Annotated in this window: 15 protein-coding genes and 5 tRNA genes; 1 reads left to right on the plus strand and 19 read right to left on the minus strand. The window is 32.7% G+C overall.

From position 1 onward, the window contains the following. A complete protein-coding gene (locus BA195_RS08625) occupies positions 1-2373 on the minus strand; it encodes a heavy metal translocating P-type ATPase (protein WP_068704493.1) in 2373 nt (790 codons plus the stop codon). 103 nt (positions 2374-2476) lie between these two features. On the opposite strand from BA195_RS08625, the gene BA195_RS08630 reads away from it, so the two are divergent. Further along, the gene (locus BA195_RS08630; protein WP_068704495.1) at positions 2477-3163 is read left to right on the plus strand and encodes a Crp/Fnr family transcriptional regulator; all 687 of its coding nucleotides are present in this window, start codon (positions 2477-2479) and stop codon (positions 3161-3163) included. Positions 3164-3208: 45 nt separating this feature from the next. Here the strand turns inward: BA195_RS08630 and BA195_RS08635 are convergent, their stop codons facing one another. From BA195_RS08635 to rpsU, 18 genes are all read right to left on the minus strand, one after another. Then, positions 3209-3517 (minus strand): DUF3467 domain-containing protein, encoded by a 309-nt coding sequence (locus tag BA195_RS08635; protein ID WP_068704497.1) that lies wholly within the window; start codon positions 3515-3517, stop codon positions 3209-3211. A gap of 55 nt (positions 3518-3572) precedes the next feature. After that, positions 3573-7844 carry a DNA-directed RNA polymerase subunit beta' gene (gene rpoC, locus BA195_RS08640; protein ID WP_068704499.1) on the minus strand — a complete coding sequence of 1424 codons (4272 nt, stop codon included), beginning with the start codon at positions 7842-7844 and terminating at the stop codon, positions 3573-3575. 107 nt (positions 7845-7951) lie between these two features. Beyond that, on the minus strand, positions 7952-11764 hold the full coding sequence (gene rpoB / locus BA195_RS08645; RefSeq protein ID WP_068704501.1) for a DNA-directed RNA polymerase subunit beta: 3813 nt from the start codon (positions 11762-11764) through the stop codon (positions 7952-7954). A 237-nt stretch (positions 11765-12001) separates the two neighbouring features. Beyond that, on the minus strand, positions 12002-12373 hold the full coding sequence (gene rplL, locus BA195_RS08650) for a 50S ribosomal protein L7/L12 (RefSeq protein ID WP_068704503.1): 372 nt from the start codon (positions 12371-12373) through the stop codon (positions 12002-12004). Positions 12374-12421: 48 nt separating this feature from the next. After that, a complete protein-coding gene (gene rplJ / locus BA195_RS08655) occupies positions 12422-12937 on the minus strand; it encodes a 50S ribosomal protein L10 (protein ID WP_068704505.1) in 516 nt (171 codons plus the stop codon). 21 nt (positions 12938-12958) lie between these two features. Then, positions 12959-13648 carry a 50S ribosomal protein L1 gene (gene rplA, locus BA195_RS08660; protein WP_068704507.1) on the minus strand — a complete coding sequence of 230 codons (690 nt, stop codon included), beginning with the start codon at positions 13646-13648 and terminating at the stop codon, positions 12959-12961. Between the two features lie 20 nt (positions 13649-13668). Further along, a complete protein-coding gene (gene rplK, locus BA195_RS08665; protein ID WP_068704509.1) occupies positions 13669-14106 on the minus strand; it encodes a 50S ribosomal protein L11 in 438 nt (145 codons plus the stop codon). Between the two features lie 65 nt (positions 14107-14171). Next, positions 14172-14720: a transcription termination/antitermination protein NusG gene (gene nusG, locus BA195_RS08670; RefSeq protein WP_068704827.1), complete on the minus strand. Its 549-nt coding sequence runs from the start codon at positions 14718-14720 to the stop codon at positions 14172-14174. Positions 14721-14722: 2 nt separating this feature from the next. Then, complete coding sequence (secE, locus tag BA195_RS08675) at positions 14723-14914, minus strand: preprotein translocase subunit SecE (protein WP_068704511.1); 192 nt, start codon at positions 14912-14914, stop codon at positions 14723-14725. Between the two features lie 54 nt (positions 14915-14968). Then, positions 14969-15041 (minus strand) — tRNA-Trp (locus BA195_RS08680). Positions 15042-15105: 64 nt separating this feature from the next. After that, a complete protein-coding gene (tuf, locus tag BA195_RS08685) occupies positions 15106-16293 on the minus strand; it encodes an elongation factor Tu (protein ID WP_068704513.1) in 1188 nt (395 codons plus the stop codon). Positions 16294-16368: 75 nt separating this feature from the next. Beyond that, positions 16369-16441, minus strand: a tRNA-Thr gene (locus BA195_RS08690). Between the two features lie 15 nt (positions 16442-16456). Continuing rightward, positions 16457-16529 (minus strand) — tRNA-Gly (locus BA195_RS08695). A gap of 62 nt (positions 16530-16591) precedes the next feature. Further along, positions 16592-16674 (minus strand) — tRNA-Tyr (locus tag BA195_RS08700). Positions 16675-16715: 41 nt separating this feature from the next. Further along, positions 16716-16789: transfer RNA gene (locus BA195_RS08705), tRNA-Thr, on the minus strand. A 100-nt stretch (positions 16790-16889) separates the two neighbouring features. Beyond that, the gene (hpf, locus tag BA195_RS08710) at positions 16890-17198 is read right to left on the minus strand and encodes a ribosome hibernation-promoting factor, HPF/YfiA family (protein WP_068704515.1); all 309 of its coding nucleotides are present in this window, start codon (positions 17196-17198) and stop codon (positions 16890-16892) included. Positions 17199-17212: 14 nt separating this feature from the next. Further along, positions 17213-18100, minus strand: a complete 888-nt coding sequence (locus tag BA195_RS08715; RefSeq protein WP_068704517.1) for a tyrosine-type recombinase/integrase — start codon at positions 18098-18100, stop codon at positions 17213-17215. A gap of 85 nt (positions 18101-18185) precedes the next feature. Further along, entirely contained in the window at positions 18186-18383 is a 198-nt protein-coding gene (gene rpsU / locus BA195_RS08720) for a 30S ribosomal protein S21 (protein WP_068704520.1), read from the minus strand. Between the last annotated feature and the right edge of the window lie 44 nt (positions 18384-18427).

Here is an 18427-nt window from a genome sequence, read left to right on the forward strand (position 1 = left end):
TTATTTTATTTTATTTCCTAATAAATTGGTTGCAATAGTTGTAAACACAACAATACTAATAGAACTTAAAGGCATTAATATTGCAGCTATTACCGGTTTTAATTGCCCTGTTGTTGCAAAATACAAGCCTATTAAATTATAACACAACGATACTATAAAGCTATATTTAATTATTTGAATTGCTTTTTTTGATGCTTTAATATAATTAGCTATTTGATTAAATTTTGAGGCATCTAAAATAGCATCACATGCTGGTGAAAACACATTAATATTTTCGGATAATGATACTCCAACATTACTTTGTGCCAAAGCACCTGCATCATTTAGTCCATCTCCAATCATCATTACATTTTCGCCTTTTTTTTGTAATTTTTCTACATACACTAATTTATCAGCTGGTTTTTGATTAAAAAGAAAGGATGTTTTTTGAGGTAATATTTTTTCTAAATATTTTTTTTCCCCTTCATTATCTCCCGAAACAACAGCTAATTTATAATCTGAGTTCAGTTCAGAAAACAATGTTTTTACACCATTTCTATAGGCGTTTTTAAAAACATATTTTCCTTTATATTGTTTATTTATACTAACATGAACTGAAGTATCTAAATTATGCTGTTCATCAGTATTTTTCACAAAAGATGAAGATCCTACTCTTAGTATCGTATTTTTTAGTGCAACTTCAATTCCTTTTCCTGTATACTCATTAAAATTAGTTACAGTACTCATTTTTTCATCTAATGAGCTATACAACATTCTACTTAAAGGATGATTAGATCCTCGTAAACCACTTTTTAATAGCGATTTTTCTTCGGATGATAATTCTTCTCCATCATAAGCAATTTTATTCTCCTTACTTGTTGTTAAAGTTCCTGTTTTATCAAAAATAACACTGTCAATCGCCGCTAATTGTTCTATTACTGTTGCATTTTTTAAATAAAATTTCTTTTTACCTAATATACGTAACATGTTTCCTAATGTAAACGGGGCTGCTAATGCTATAGCACACGGACACGCAATAATTAATACTGCTGTAAACACGTTTAAGGCTTTTGTTGCATCATGATACATCCAAAAAGATGCAGCTATAAAAGCGATTAACAATATTATAATGGTAAAGTGTTGACTAATTTGATCTGTTAATGTTTTAAAGGAAGAGTTTTTATCTTTTTTAAACACATCATTACTCCATAGTTGTGTTAAATAGCTTTGTGAAACTGAGTTTAAAACTTCCATTTCTAAAACTCCAGATAATTGCTTTCCTCCTGCAAATAATTTATCGCCCGATTTTTTTGATACCGGAACAGCTTCGCCAGTAACAAAACTGTAATCTATTTTTGCTTTTCCGTTAATTAAAATACCATCAACAGGAATTAACTCTTGATTTCTGATTAATAATCGATCTCCTTTTTTTATATCGTAAATTTGTACATTTTTTTCTTTCCCTTCGGATGATATTTTAGTTACTGCAATCGGGAAATACGATTTATAATCACGTTCAAACGACAAAAAATTATAAGTCTTTTGTTGAAAAAATTTACCTAGTAGTAAAAAGAAAACCAACCCCGTTAGTGAATCAAAAAATCCAGTCCCAATATCAAAAATAATTTCAACAGTACTTCTTATAAATAATACTGTAACTCCAAGAGCTATAGGTACATCTATATTTAAAATTTTTGATCGTAAGCCTTTATAGGCAGAAATAAAATAATCTTGCGCAGCATAGAAAACGACAGGAAGTGAGAAAAAAAACATCAACCACCGAAAAATATCTTTATACTGTTCTAGCCAATATTCTGATACTTCAAAGTATTCTGGAAAAGATAAAAACATTACATTTCCAAAGGCAAACCCAGCAATACCAAGTTTATAAATTAAACTTCTATCAACTTTATTTTTTCCGGTTTCGTAGTCTTCTAAACTTATATAAGGTTCGTATCCTATAGAACTTAATAGTAATACAATTTCTTTTAAAGAAACAATATCAGAATTATAGGTGATACGCACTGTTTTTTTAGGAAAATTTACTTGTGACGAGCTTATGCTACCATTTAATTTATGCAAATTTTCTAGCACCCAAATACACGAACTACAATGTATATGTGGTATATATAAATTTACAACATGTATACTACCATCGTTAAACTCTAATAGTTTATTAACAATAGATTTATTGTTTAAAAAATCGTATTTTCCTTCAATTTCTTTAGGAATTGCTCCTGGATTGTTTTGAAAATCATAGTAACAAGTTAAATCATTTTCTGAAAAGATTTCAAAAACTGTTTTACAACCATTACAACAAAAAGATTTCTCTTTTATAGTAATTGTTTCGGTTTCGCATTCGTTACCACAATGAAAACATAGTGTGTTTTCCATATTTACTCTTTTGCCTACTACAAATATCCGACAAGAAGCTCGGTTAAAATATGACAATTATCATGCTTTTGATTATCTTTGATTTTTATCAAAAACTACCACCATGAGTAAATGTGAACAATGTATTATTCGTCAATTTAATTCTTTAAAATCACTCACAAAAGACGAATTGGTTAGAATTGCTGGTTGTAAAACATCTAAAACAATAAAAAAAGGAGAAGTTTTATTTGAAGAAGGTGAGCATATAAATGGTGTTTTTTGCATTAAAGATGGTGTTTGCAAAGTATCTAAAATGAGCGACAATGGACGAGATCAAATTGTAAATTTGGTAAGAAAAGGTGATTTATTAGGTGAACGCAGTTTAATTAATGATGAAGCTTCTAACTTAAAAGCAATTGCTGTAAATGACATGCAAATTTGCTTTATTCCAAAAGAAGAAATAGTAAGAGATTTAGAAAATAATCCTAAATTTACCATGGATATACTTAAAAACATGGCTTCTTCGCTAAAAACTGCTGATAATTTTATTGTTGATATGGCACAGAAAACTGTAAAGCAACGTTTAGCTGCCACGCTTTTAAATCTTGAAAATAGATTTTCTAAAAGTGAAAATGGTGCCTTAGATATTCATTTATCTCGTGAAGATATTGCTAATATTATTGGTACAGCTACAGAATCTGCTATTCGACTGTTATCTGAATTTAAAAAGAAAAAAATTATTTCCTTAAAAGGAAAAGAAGTTTTTATTTTAGATTCTAAAGCTTTAAATGATATTGCTACAGGATTTTAATCCTTTTATAAAAAATAAAAACGTCTATTATAGACGTTTTTATTTTTAAGCTTCTCCTGTGGTACCTCCAAAATTCATAGGAATTGGTATTTGCTCGTAATCTTTTATTTCACCATGTGCTTGTTCAAACTTTCGAACATTTTCTGCTAAAGCTTTAGTTAACCTTTTAGCATGTTGTGGTGTTAATATTATTCTTGATTTTACTTTTGCCTTTGGTACACCTGGCATAATATTAATAAAATCAACAATAAACTCAGATACTGAATGATTAATAATTGCTAAGTTACTATAAGTTCCTTCTGCAACCTCTTGATCTAACTCTATGTTTAATTGTGGGTCTTTATTTTCTTCCATAATAAAAATTTAAAAAAAAAGACCTCTAAAATTTAGAGGTCTTTTATATTAGAAATTATAAACTTTTTTCCATTTCATCTCTAGGACCTACGATTTGTTTATCGTAAGATCTCATTCCTGTACCTGCTGGTATACGTTTACCAACAATTACATTTTCTTTTAATCCTTCTAAGGTATCAATTTTACCGTTTACTGCGGCTTCGTTTAATACTTTCGTAGTTTCCTGGAATGACGCTGCTGAGATAAATGACTTCGTTTGTAACGAAGCTCTAGTAATACCTTGTAATACTTGTTCAGCGGTTGCTGGCTGTGCATCACGAGCGGCTACTAAGTTTTTATCTGCTCTACGTAAAATTGAATTTTCATCTCTTAATTGACGAGCTGAAACAATTTGTCCTGGTTTTAAGTTTTCAGAATCTCCTGCATCTTCAACAACCTTCATTCCGTAGATAGCGTCGTTATCTGTAATAAAGTCATTTTTATGAATTAATTGATTTTCTAAGAATAATGTATCTCCTGAATCAATAATTCTAACTTTACGCATCATTTGACGTACTACTACTTCGAAATGCTTGTCGTTAATTTTCACACCCTGTAAACGATATACTTCTTGAATTTCGTTTACTAAGTATTCTTGTACAGCAGAAGGTCCTTTAATATTTAAAATATCAATTGGAGTTGTAGCTCCGTCTGATAAAGGCATACCCGCTTTAATAAAATCATTTTCTTGTACTAAAATTTGGTTCGATAATTTTACTAAATATTTAGTAATCTCACCTGTTTTAGATTCAATAATAATTTCACGATTACCACGCTTAATTTTACCAAAAGAAACCACACCATCAATCTGAGCAATTACTGCAGGGTTAGATGGGTTACGTGCTTCAAATAACTCTGTTACACGTGGTAAACCTCCTGTAATATCGCCTGCTTTACCAGACTTACGAGGTATTTTAACTAAAGTATGACCAGATTCTACTTTATCACCATCACTTACCATTAAATGAGCACCTACAGGTAAACTATACGAACGTAAAGCATTACCATCAGCATCTTCAATAATTAATGAAGCAATAATTTTTTTATTTTTAGAATCAATCATTACTTTTTCTTGGAAACCTGTTTGCTCATCAATTTCAACAGAGTAATTAATACCTTGTTCTAAATTGTCAAACTTAACTTTACCACCGAATTCAGATACGATAACTCCATTAAATGGATCCCACTGACATACTGCATCTCCTTTTTTAATCGATTTCATATCTTTATCAAAGATGATAGAACCGTAAGGAATAATATTTGTACTTAATACTATATCAGTCTTTTTATCAATAATTTTAATTTCCGCAGTACGAGAAATAACGATTTCAACTTCTTTACCGTCGCTATCTTTTCCTTTTACTGTACGTAAATCTTCAATCTTAACTTTACCTTCAAATTTTGCAATTAACTTGTTCTCTTCAGAAATGTTACCTGCAACCCCACCAACGTGGAATGTACGTAATGTTAACTGTGTACCAGGCTCTCCAATAGATTGTGCTGCAATTACACCAACTGCTTCACCTCTTTGAACTTTTTTACCTGTTGATAATGATTGTCCGTAACATTTTTCACAAATTCCTCTTTGAGATTCACATGTTAATGCTGAACGAACTTCAACTTTATCAATTCCTGAAGCTTCAATTTTATCTGCTAAATTAGGAGTAATTAATTCACCCGAAGCAACTAAAAGATCTTCAGAATTTGGTGCATATACATTATGTAATGATGTACGACCAGAGATACGATCACTTAATGATTCAACGATCTCATCGTTTTTCTTTAATGGAGCTACTTCTAGTCCTCTTAAAGTACCACAATCTACTTCATTTACAATAACATCTTGAGATACATCTACTAAACGACGTGTTAAGTAACCAGCATCGGCTGTTTTTAATGCGGTATCGGCTAATCCTTTACGCGCACCGTGCGTTGAAATAAAGTATTCAAGAATTGATAATCCTTCCTTAAAGTTAGAAAGAATTGGATTCTCAATAATTTCTCCACCACCAGCAGTCGATTTTTTAGGTTTTGCCATTAATCCACGCATACCTGTTAACTGACGAATCTGTTCTTTCGATCCACGTGCTCCAGAATCTAACATCATAAATACTGAGTTAAATCCTTGTTGATCTTCACGTAAACGCTTCATTGATAATTCTGTTAATCTATTATTCGTAGATCCCCAAACATCAATTACTTGGTTATAACGTTCTTTTTGTGTTAACATACCCATGTTGTAGTTTCCTACAATTACATCAACTTCTTTATTAGCTTCTGCAATCATGCTATGTTTTTCTTCTGGAATAATGATATCTCCTAATGAGAATGATAATCCTCCTTCAAAGGCATATCTATATCCCATGTTTTTAATTTCATCTAAGAAACTTCCTACTGCAGGAATGTTGGTAACTTTTAAAATTCCACCAATAATTCCTCTTAATGATTTTTTTGTTAAAACCTCATTAATATAACCAGCAGCTTTAGGTACTTTTTCGTTAAATAAAACTCTACCAACTGTTGTTGCTATAATTCTAGTAACATCTTGACCGTCAACAACATCGTGTGTACGAACTTTAATACCTGCATTTAAGTCTACTCTTTCTTCATTTAAGGCAATAATTACCTCTTCTGGAGAATAGAAAGTTAATCCTTCACCTTTAATTGGCACTTCAGGAGTTGACTTTCTTTCTTTTGTCATATAGTAAAGACCTAATACCATATCCTGTGATGGTACCGTAATAGGAGCTCCATTTGCAGGGTTTAAGATATTGTGCGAACCTAACATTAATAATTGAGCTTCTAAAATAGCTTCAGGTCCTAATGGTAAATGCACTGCCATTTGATCTCCATCAAAATCGGCATTAAAGGCAGAACAAGCAAGTGGATGTAATCTAATTGCTTTTCCTTCAATTAATTTTGGTTGAAATGCTTGAATACCTAAACGGTGTAATGTAGGGGCACGGTTTAATAAAACTGGATGTCCTTTAATTACATTTTCTAAAATATCCCAAACAACAGGTTCTTTTCTATCTATAATTTTCTTTGCAGATTTTACAGTCTTAACAATACCTCTTTCGATTAATTTACGAATAACGAAAGGCTTGTATAATTCTGCTGCCATATCTTTTGGCAATCCACATTCAGATAATGCTAATTCTGGTCCAACAACAATTACCGAACGTGCAGAATAATCAACACGCTTACCTAATAAGTTTTGACGGAAACGCCCTTGTTTACCTTTTAAACTATCAGATAATGATTTTAATGGACGGTTAGATTCTGTTTTTACTGCAGATGATTTACGTGTGTTATCAAATAATGAATCTACCGATTCTTGTAACATACGTTTTTCATTACGCAAAATAACCTCAGGTGCTTTAATTTCCATTAATCGCTTTAAACGATTGTTACGGATAATTACACGACGGTATAAATCATTTAAATCTGAAGTAGCAAAACGACCACCATCTAATGGTACTAACGGACGTAATTCTGGTGGTATAACTGGTACCGCCTTCATAATCATCCATTCTGGATTGTTTTCTCTATTCTTTTGAGAATCTCTAAAAGCTTCAACAACATTTAAACGCTTTAATGCTTCGTTTTTACGTTGTTTTGAAGTTTCTGTATTTGCTTTATGACGTAATTCAAACGATAATGAGTCTAAATCGATTCTTTCTAATAAATCAATTAAACACTCTGCTCCCATTTTAGCGATAAACTTGTTTGGGTCAGAATCATCTAAATATTGATTTTCTTGTGGAAGTTCGTCAGCAATATCTAAGTATTCTTCTTCAGTTAAGAAATCCATTTTTTGTAATGGTTCCCCTTCTGCAGTTTTAGCAATACCTGGCTGAATTACTACGTAACGTTCGTAGTAAATAATCATATCTAACTTTTTTGATGGTAACCCTAAAAGGTATCCCATTTTGTTAGGTAATGATCTAAAATACCAAATATGTGCTACTGGTACTACTAAATTAATGTGACCTACTCTATCTCTACGTACTTTTTTCTCAGTAACTTCAACACCACATCGATCACAAATAATCCCTTTATAACGGATTCTTTTATATTTACCACAAGCACATTCATAATCCTTTACAGGACCAAAAATACGCTCACAAAATAAACCATCTCTTTCTGGTTTATGTGTACGGTAATTAATAGTTTCTGGCTTTAAAACTTCACCTCTTGATGCTTCTAAAATAGACTCAGGTGATGCTAAACCAATTGAAATTTTGTTAAACTTTTTAACAGTGTATTTTTCGTTCTTTCTTGCCATAATAAGTAATGGATTCGAATTAAAAATTTGCCTCTAATGAAGCGTATATTTAAAATGATTTATCATTAGGTAATTGTAATAATTACCTAATGATATTTCACTGTTTATTATTCTTCTAATTTAACGTCTAAACCTAAACCTTTCAGTTCGTGCATTAATACATTAAATGATTCTGGTAAACCAGGTTCTGGCATAGTTTCACCTTTTACGATTGCTTCGTAAGTTTTGGCTCTTCCTAATACATCATCAGATTTTACAGTTAAGATTTCTCGTAAGATACTTGATGCACCATATGCTTCAAGTGCCCAAACTTCCATCTCCCCAAAACGCTGACCTCCAAACTGAGCTTTACCTCCTAATGGTTGTTGTGTAATTAATGAATAAGGTCCGATAGAACGCGCATGCATTTTATCTTCAATCATGTGACCTAACTTAATCATGTAAATTATACCTACCGTTGCTGGTTGATCAAAACGTTTTCCTGTACCTCCATCATATAAATAGGTATGTCCGTAACGTGGAATTCCTGCTTCATCTGTTAAGGCATTAATCTCGTTTATGTTTGCTCCATCAAAAATTGGTGTTGCATATTTCTGATCTAATTTTTGACCTGCCCATCCAAGAACAGTTTCATAAATCTGACCAATATTCATACGAGATGGTACCCCTAATGGATTTAATACGATATCTACAGGTGTTCCGTCTTCTAAGAAAGGCATATCTTCTTGACGTACAATACGTGCAACAATACCTTTATTTCCGTGACGTCCTGCCATCTTATCACCTACTTTTAATTTACGTTTTTTAGCAACATAAATTTTAGCAAGTTTTAAGATTCCTGCTGGTAATTCATCACCTACAGAAATTGTAAACTTTTCACGACGTAACGATCCTTGTAAATCGTTTACTTTAATTTTATAGTTGTGAACTAACTCAACAACTAATCTATTTAAGTCTTTATCGGTAGTCCAAGTTCCGTGTAAGTGTGTAAAATCACCTACAGAGTTTAACATTTTTTGAGTGAATTTTTTACCTTTTGGTAATACTTCTTCACCTAAATCATTAAATACTCCTTGAGAAGTTTTTCCTGTAATTAAATTGAATAATTTTTCAATTAATATATCTTTTAATCCTTCAAATTTAGATACATAAGATGCTTCTAACGCAGCGATTGCTTCTTTATCACGAGCACGCTTTGTTTTATCTTTTAAAGCACGTTTGAATAATTTTTTATTAATTACCACACCTCTTAATGATGGAGAAGCTTTTAATGATGCGTCTTTAACATCACCTGCTTTATCACCAAAAATGGCACGTAATAACTTTTCTTCTGGAGTTGGATCAGATTCTCCTTTTGGTGTAATTTTACCAATTAGGATATCACCAGGATTTACTTCTGCTCCAATACGAATCATTCCGTTTTCATCTAAGTCTTTAGTAGCCTCTTCAGAAACATTTGGAATATCGTTTGTTAATTCTTCAGCTCCTAATTTTGTATCACGAACATCTAATGAATATTCATCGATATGTATAGAAGTAAAGATATCTTCACGAACAACTTTTTCAGAAATTACAATTGCATCCTCAAAGTTATACCCTTTCCAAGGCATAAAGGCTACTTTCATATTTCTACCTAAAGCTAATTCTCCTTTTTGTGTTGCATAACCTTCACAAAGTACTTGACCTTCTTCAACTCTATCGCCAACTTTTACAATTGGTTTAAGGTTGATGTTTGTACCTTGATTGGTTTTTCTAAACTTAATTAAGTTGTATGAAATATCATCTGAATCAAAACTTACTAAACGTTCTTCTTCTGTTCTATCATACTTAATTTTAATTTTATTCGCATCAACATACTCAACAACACCAGCTCCTTCAGCATTGATTAAAATACGAGAGTCTTTTGCTACTCTACGTTCTAAACCTGTACCTACAATTGGAGACTCTGGACGTAATAATGGAACTGCTTGACGCATCATGTTCGATCCCATTAATGCACGGTTGGCATCATCATGTTCTAAGAAAGGAATTAACGATGCTGATATCGATGCAATCTGGTTAGGAGCAACATCCATATAATCAATTTCAGTTGGTGTTACTACTGGGAAATCCCCACCTTCACGTGAAATTAATTTTTCGCCAACAAAGCTTCCGTCTGCATCAACCTCTAAATTAGATTGTGCAAATTTCATTCCTTCTTCTTCCTCTGCACTTAAATAAATGTGTTCTTTTTTAGCATCTACGTTTCCTTCTGTAACTTTTACATAAGGAGTTTCGATAAATCCTAAGTTATTTACTTTGGCAAATACTGATAAAGAAGAAATTAATCCAATATTCGGTCCCTCAGGAGTTTCAATAGGACATAATCTTCCATAGTGAGTATAGTGAACATCACGCACCTCAAATCCTGCTCTTTCTCTAGATAAACCTCCAGGTCCTAAAGCGGATAAACGACGTTTGTGTGTAATCTCAGCTAATGGATTGGTTTGATCCATAAATTGAGATAATTGGTTGGTACCAAAGAATGAGTTAATAACTGAAGATAAGGTCTTCGCATTAATTAAATCAATCGGAGTAAATACTTCGTTATCACGTACATTCATTCTTTCACGAATTGTACGCGCCATACGAGCTAAACCAACACCAAATTGTCCTGCTAATTGCTCACCTACTGTTCTAACACGACGGTTAGATAAGTGATCGATATCATCTACTTCTGCTTTCGAATTAATTAACTCGATTAAGTATTTGATAATCGTAATAATATCTGTTTTAGTTAATACTTTTTGGTCTATATCTTCATTAAGACCAAGTTTAGTATTCATTCTAAAACGCCCTACTTCACCTAAGCTGTAGCGCTGCTCTGAGAAGAATAATTTTTCAATAATTCCTCTTGCAGTTTCCTCATCTGGCGGTTCAGCATTACGTAATTGTCTATAAACATGTTCTACTGCTTCTTTTTCAGAATTGGTAGGATCTTTTTGTAATGTATTGTGAATGATTGCATAATCTGCCATGTCATTATCTACCTTATGTAATAAGATAGTTTTAGCTCCTGCATCAATTATTTCATCAATATGTTCTTTTTCTATGATTGTATCACGATCAAAAACTATTTCGTTACGTTCAATAGATACTACTTCCCCAGTATCTTCATCAACGAAATCTTCATGCCAAGTTTTTAAAACTCTAGCCGCTAGTTTACGCCCTAATACTTTTTTTAATCCAGCTTTAGAAACTTTTACTTCTTCTGCTAAATCAAAAATTTCTAATATATCTTTATCTCTTTCAAAACCGATGGCTCTGAATAACGTAGTTACTGGTAATTTTTTCTTTCTATCAATGTAAGCATACATTACTTGATTGATATCAGTTGCAAATTCTATCCAAGATCCTTTAAAAGGAATTACTCTTGCAGAGTATAACTTGGTTCCATTTGCGTGGAAAGATTGTCCAAAGAAAACACCTGGTGAACGGTGTAACTGAGAAACTACAACTCTTTCTGCTCCATTAATAATGAAAGTTCCTGAGTTGGTCATATATGGTATAGTACCTAAATATACGTCTTGAACAATAGTTTCGAAATCTTCGTGTTCAGGATCTGTACAATAAAGCTTTAATCTTGCTTTTAAAGGTACACTATGTGTTAATCCTCTTTCAATACATTCTTGAATGCTGTACCTTGGTGGATCTACAAAGTAGTCTAAAAATTCTAATACAAATTGATTACGTGTATCTGTAATCGGAAAGTTATCCATGAAAGTTTTGTACAAACCTTCTTCACCTCGCTCATCTGCCTTAGTTTGCAATTGGAAAAAGTCTTGGAATGACTTTACCTGAATATCTAGAAAATCTGGATAATCGGTACCTAATTGCGATGATGCGAAGTTAATTCTTTCAGTAGTGTTTATCGTTGCCAAAAGAGATGCTATTTTTAAATTAAAAATATTATTTTTTGAAACTATTTCGTTTCAATAATGCAATTTTAATTGCTTTGCTGACTTAAAATCAGCGCTTTATAGTCGTGTTATTACAATTTTAAAAACTGTAATAAAATAAAGAACGAATATATACACAAAATGGTTTAGGACTAGAGATATGTATCCCTAGTACCTAAACCTTAATTGTTTTATCCCGTTTTAAATCGGGAGTATAGCTTACTTAAGCTCTACTTCAGCTCCTGCTTCTTCTAAAGATTTTTTAAGACCTTCTGCCTCATCTTTAGTTACACCTTCTTTGATTGGTGCTGGTGCACTATCAACGATTGCTTTAGCATCTTTTAATCCTAATCCAGTTAATTCTTTAACTAATTTTACAACTGCTAATTTAGAACCTCCTGCTGCTTTTAAGATAACATCAAATTCAGTTTTTTCTTCTGCTGCTTCTCCTCCTGCTGCTGGACCTGCTACTGCTACTGCTGCTGCTGCTGGCTCAATACCATACTCATCTTTTAAAATATCAGCTAATTCATTAACTTCTTTTACTGTTAAGTTAACTAATTGTTCTGCGAAATCTTTTAAATCTGCCATTTTAATTGTTTTTTGAAATTTTATTATTTAGTTTATTAGTGCGCGTAATTATTTATCTGATAACGTTTTTAAGATACCTGATAATTTACTACCTCCTGATTGTAATGCTGAAACAACATTCTTAGCAGGCGATTGTAATAATGAGATAATATCTCCGATAAGTTCTTCTTTAGACTTGATGTTAACTAGAGCGTCTAATTGGTCATCTCCAACATAAACCGACTCTTCAACAAAAGCTCCTTTTAATAAAGGTTTGTCTGATTTTTTTCTGAACTCTTTAATAACTTTTGCAGGTGCATTTGCTACCTCTGCAATCATCATTGATGTATTACCTTTTAAAACTCCTTGTAAGTCTCCGAAATCTTTATCAGAAGCTTCCATTGCTTTAGAAAGTAATGTATTTTTTACAACAGCTAATTCTACATTTGCTTTGAAACAAGCTCTACGTAAATTTGATGTAGTAGTTGCATCTAAAGCAGAAATATCTGCTAAGTAAATGATGCTTGTATCTGCTAATCTTGCTGTTAAATCTTGTATTACTTGTGATTTGTCTTCTCTTGTCATAATTAAAAAGTTTTAACTGCCTTATGATACAGATTTTTCATCTACAGCAACACTAGGACTCATAGTTGAAGACATAAAAATACTCTTAATATAGTCTCCTTTAGCCGCTGTTGGCTTTAATTTAATTAACGTTTGTAATAACTCGTTTGCATTTTCTTGAATCTTCTTAGCATCAAATGATACTTTTCCGATTGCAGCATGTACGATACCAGTTTTATCAACTTTAAAGTCAATTTTACCAGCTTTTACTTCTTGTACTGCTTTTGCAACGTTCATAGTTACTGTACCTGTTTTTGGGTTAGGCATTAAACCTCTTGGTCCTAAAACACGACCTAAAGGACCTAATTTACCCATAACACTTGGCATAGTAATAATTACATCAACATCTGTCCAACCTCCTTTAATTTTTTGAAGGTATTCATCTAATCCTACATAATCAGCACCCGCTTCTTTTGCTTCTGCTTCTTTATCTGGAGTAACTAATGCTAACACTTTTACATCTTTACCTGTTCCGTGTGGTAAAGTTACAACTCCACGTACCATTTGATTTGCTTTACGAGGATCAACTCCTAAACGTACTGCTAAATCAACTGATGCGTCAAATTTTACATTTGTAATTTCTTTAACTAATGCTGATGCATCTTTTAAGCTATAAACTTTAGAGCTATCTACTTTAGCACGAGCTTCTTTTTGCTTTCTAGTAATTGCCATTTCTAAATATCTTTTAAAGTTTAAGCAGGTGCATCACCTTTTACTGTTAATCCCATAGAACGAGCTGTTCCTGCAATCATTCTCATTGCAGACTCAACTTTAAAGGCATTCATATCTACCATTTTGTCTTCTGCAATTCCACGAATTTGATCCCAAGTAACGCTAGCTACTTTTTTCCTATTAGGTTCTCCTGAACCTTTCTTAATTTTGGCCGCTTCTAATAATTGTACTGCAGCTGGTGGTGTTTTTACAACAAACTCAAATGATTTGTCTGTATAAACTGTAATCACAACAGGTAAAACTTTACCTTGCTTGTCCTGTGTACGTGCATTAAATTGCTTACAGAACTCCATGATATTAACACCGGCAGCACCTAAAGCGGGTCCAACTGGTGGCGACGGATTCGCAGCACCTCCCCTTACTTGTAGTTTAACTAATTTACTTACTTCTTTTGCCATTGTTTAAGATTTAATGACGTGTTTAAAATGGAAGCTTCAAACACATCTAAATATAGGTGTAACGATTATATTTTTTCTACTTGCGTATAATTTAATTCTAATGGTGTTTTTCTTCCAAAAATCTTAACCATTACTTCTAATTTACGCTTTTCTTCATTTACGTTTTCAACTGCTCCGTCGAATCCATTAAATGGTCCATCGATTACCTTAACCGTTTCTCCAACGTTATAAGGTATTGCGATATTTTCATCTCTAACAGAAAGTTCATCAACTTTACCTAACATTCTGTTTACTTCTGATTTACGCATTGGTACTGGTTCTCCTCCTTTTGTTTCACCTAAAAAACCTATAACTCCTGTTACAGATTTAATTACGTGAGGAACCTCACCTGCTAAATTAGCTTCTACCATTACGTAACCAGGAAAGTATACTCTTTCTCTGTTAACTTTCTTTCCGTTTCTTACTTGAATAACTTTTTCTGTAGGAACAATTACTTGATTTACGTAATCCGACAAACCAAAACGAGCGATTTCTGTCTCGATATAAGTTTTCACCTTATTTTCTTGACCTCCTACTGCTCTAACTACATACCATTTCATCACTGAATCAGCCATCATTAAAACATTTTAAAGAAATTATCTAATCCTGTTTGAAAAACTTTATCAATTCCTGCTACTGCTAAAGCAAAAATAATAGTAAATGCCGCAACAACTACAGTTGACTTTTGAGCCTCTTCACGAGATGCCCAAGTCATATTAGTGTTTAATTCTTCAAAAGAACCTTTTATGTACTCTATAAAGTTATTCATGTTTTTATCCTTTTAACGAGCTATGATTTAATACCATAACTCGCTTTAGTTTTGCACGGATTGAGGGACTCGAACCCCCGACACCTGGTTTTGGAGACCAGTGCTCTACCAACTGAGCTAAACCCGTATTTCATTTTAAAAGGAGTCTCTCAATAAAGAGACTCCTTTTCTTTATGATATAAACTAATTTCTTAGTCTAAAATTTCAGTTACCTGACCTGCACCTACTGTTCTACCTCCTTCACGGATAGCAAACTGTAAACCTAAGTTTAATGCAATTGGTTGGATTAAATCAACTGTAATAGTTAAGTTATCTCCAGGCATTACCATTTCTACTCCATCAGGTAAGTTAATAGTACCTGTTACATCTGTTGTACGCACATAAAACTGTGGACGATAGTTGTTATGGAATGGAGTGTGACGTCCACCTTCTTCTTTCTTTAAAACATAAACCTCAGCTTTAAACTTAGCGTGTGGTGTTACAGATCCTGGCTTAACAATTACCATTCCTCTTTTAATGTCTTCTTTTGCAATACCTCTTAATAAGATACCTGCGTTATCTCCTGCCTCACCTCTATCTAAGATTTGACGGAACATTTCAATACCAGTTACTGTAGAAGTTAACTTCTCAGTACCCATACCGATAATTTCAACTGGATCACCAGAGTTGATGATTCCTGTTTCAATACGACCAGTAGCAACAGTACCACGACCAGTAATTGAGAATACATCTTCAATTGGCATTAAGAAATCTTTTTCAGTTTCTCTTGGTGGCTCTTCAATCCAAGTATCAACAGCTTCCATTAATTCTAAAACTGTATTTACCCATTTCTCTTCTCCATTTAAAGCTCCTAAAGCAGATCCAGCTACTACAGGTCCATTATCTCCATCATATTCATAGAAAGATAATAAATCTCTAACTTCCATCTCTACTAACTCTAGTAACTCCTCATCATCTACCATATCCACCTTGTTTAAGAAAACAACAATACGTGGAATACCTACCTGACGACCTAATAAGATGTGCTCACGAGTTTGTGGCATTGGCCCATCAGTTGCAGCTACAACTAAGATAGCTCCATCCATTTGTGCAGCACCAGTTACCATGTTCTTTACGTAATCGGCGTGACCTGGACAGTCTACGTGCGCGTAGTGACGGTTAGCTGTTGCATACTCTACGTGAGAAGAGTTAATTGTTATACCTCTTTCTTTTTCCTCTGGAGCATTATCGATTTGATCAAAAGCTCTTTGTTCAGAAAATCCTGCATCTGCTAATACTTTTGTAATTGCAGCAGTTAAAGTAGTTTTACCGTGATCTACGTGACCAATAGTACCAACATTTAAGTGGGGCTTCGAACGATCGTAAGTTTCTTTTGCCATGATTATTAATTTTAATTCTTAGTTAAATATATTTAGTGTTACTTTAAATTCTTTTTTAAAAAAACTCTAAAAAAGAGCCAATGACCGGATTTGAACCGGTGACCTCATCCCTACCAAGGATGCGCTCTACCAACTGAGCTACACCGGCCTGGATAATTATTAGAGCGAAAGACCAGGTTCGAACTGGCGACATTCAGCTTGGAAGGCTGACGCTCTACCAACTGAGCTACTTTCGCATACTTTTAAAACTTTTATCATTACTAAAACTTAGCTTTAATAATAAATTCGCTTTAAAAAGTGGGGAGAGCAGGATTCGAACCTGCGAAGTCGTAAGACAACGGAGTTACAGTCCGTCCCAGTTGGCCGCTTTGGTATCTCCCCTTGGTAATTTAAACAATGTTAAAGAACTTCTTTTTTTTATGAGCCGATGAGAGGACTCGAACCTCCGACCTGCTGATTACAAATCAGCTGCTCTAGCCAGCTGAGCTACATCGGCTTTTATTGTCATAAAAAAACAATCCGCTATTTCTAACGGATTGCAAATGTATAAAGTAATTTTAATATTTTAAAACTTTTTTCAATTATTTTTTATCTTTTTATGATACTAATGAATCTCGTTGTTTTTCTTTTGATTTTTTTAAACTCCTTTTTAATGAGTCTACCGCAACACTCACGCCTTCTTCAAAGGTTTTATTTTGTTTTTTTACCATTATTTCATTTCCTGGTATATTTATTTTTATTTCTGTTATTTTATTTTCTTTTTCACTTGTTTTTTGCACTTTTAAAAAAACCTCTACATCAACGATTTTATCATGAAACTTCTCTAACCCTTCTATTTTTTTTTCAATATATTCTATTAAACCTTTATCTGCTGTAAAGTTTACTGACTGCGTGAATACTTTCATAATTTTTTCAATCTTTAGTTTGACTCTCTAGGGTGAGCCTTGTTATATACTTTTTTTATCTGCTCCAAGCTATTATGCGTATACACTTGGGTAGCGGCTAAACTTGAATGCCCTAGCAATTCTTTAACCGAATTTAACGACGCACCGTTATTAAGCAGTTGCGTAGCAAAAGCATGCCTTAAAATATGTGGGCTTTTTTTTGCTTTTGTTGACACTTTACTAAAGTACAAATTTATTACTCGGTACACAAGAGTTTCATATATTTTAACCCCTTTTTTTGTTATTAAAAGTGCCTCTACTGAACTCTTTTCATAATCTCTTTTTAAGCTTAAATACTGATTTAAAGTCTTTAAAACAGACGGCAACACCATCACATACCGCTCTTTATTTCTTTTTCCTAAAACCTTTATGACCTGACGACTAAAATCGATATCTTTTTCTTTGATATTAACCAACTCTATTCTCCTCATACCCGTTGAATACAATAACTCAACAATTAACTTATCTCTTACTGATTCAAAATCTTTACCTTCTCCTAAAACACTCAACACACTTTCAACCTCTTCTTTATCAAATGGCGTTTGTATTTTTTTTTGAACTTTTAATGCCTTATGTTTTGCTAACGGATTTATTTCAATTTCATGTATTTTTTGCAAAAAACTATAAAACGTTTTCAGAGAACTTATTTTTCGATTAATACTTCTGTTCGAAATTTTATTTTCTACAAGAGCAACTATCCAAGTTCTTATTTGATGGTAATGTATTAGTGTTATTTCTTTTTGATCAAATTCTTCTTCACAAAAATCACTAAACGCAATTATATCTCGCTTATAAGCGTTAATTGTATTTTTAGAATAATTTTTTTCACATTCTAAATATCTTAAAAAGGCAACTACAAGCATTTACTCTTTGTTTTTACAAAAATAAATATACAAAAAAACCTGTATTGATATCAATACAGGTTTATATAATATTTGTAAGTAATCATTAACTTACTTCTTCTTTCGTTCTTAATCCTTGAACGTAAGATGCTTTCATCATTTGAGCTCGTTTTACAACAGAAGGTTTATTAAACTGCTTCTTGTCTCTTAATTGTTTTAAGATTTTTACATCTCTAAACTTTCGCTTATAACGTTTTAACGCTCTATCGATATTTTCTCCTTCTTTAATTGGAATGATTAACATGTATTAGCACCTCCCTTCATTGTAGTCTCTAAATTTTTATTTTT

Source organism: Tenacibaculum soleae, from assembly GCF_001693415.1.
Lineage (GTDB): Bacteria > Bacteroidota > Bacteroidia > Flavobacteriales > Flavobacteriaceae > Polaribacter > Polaribacter soleae.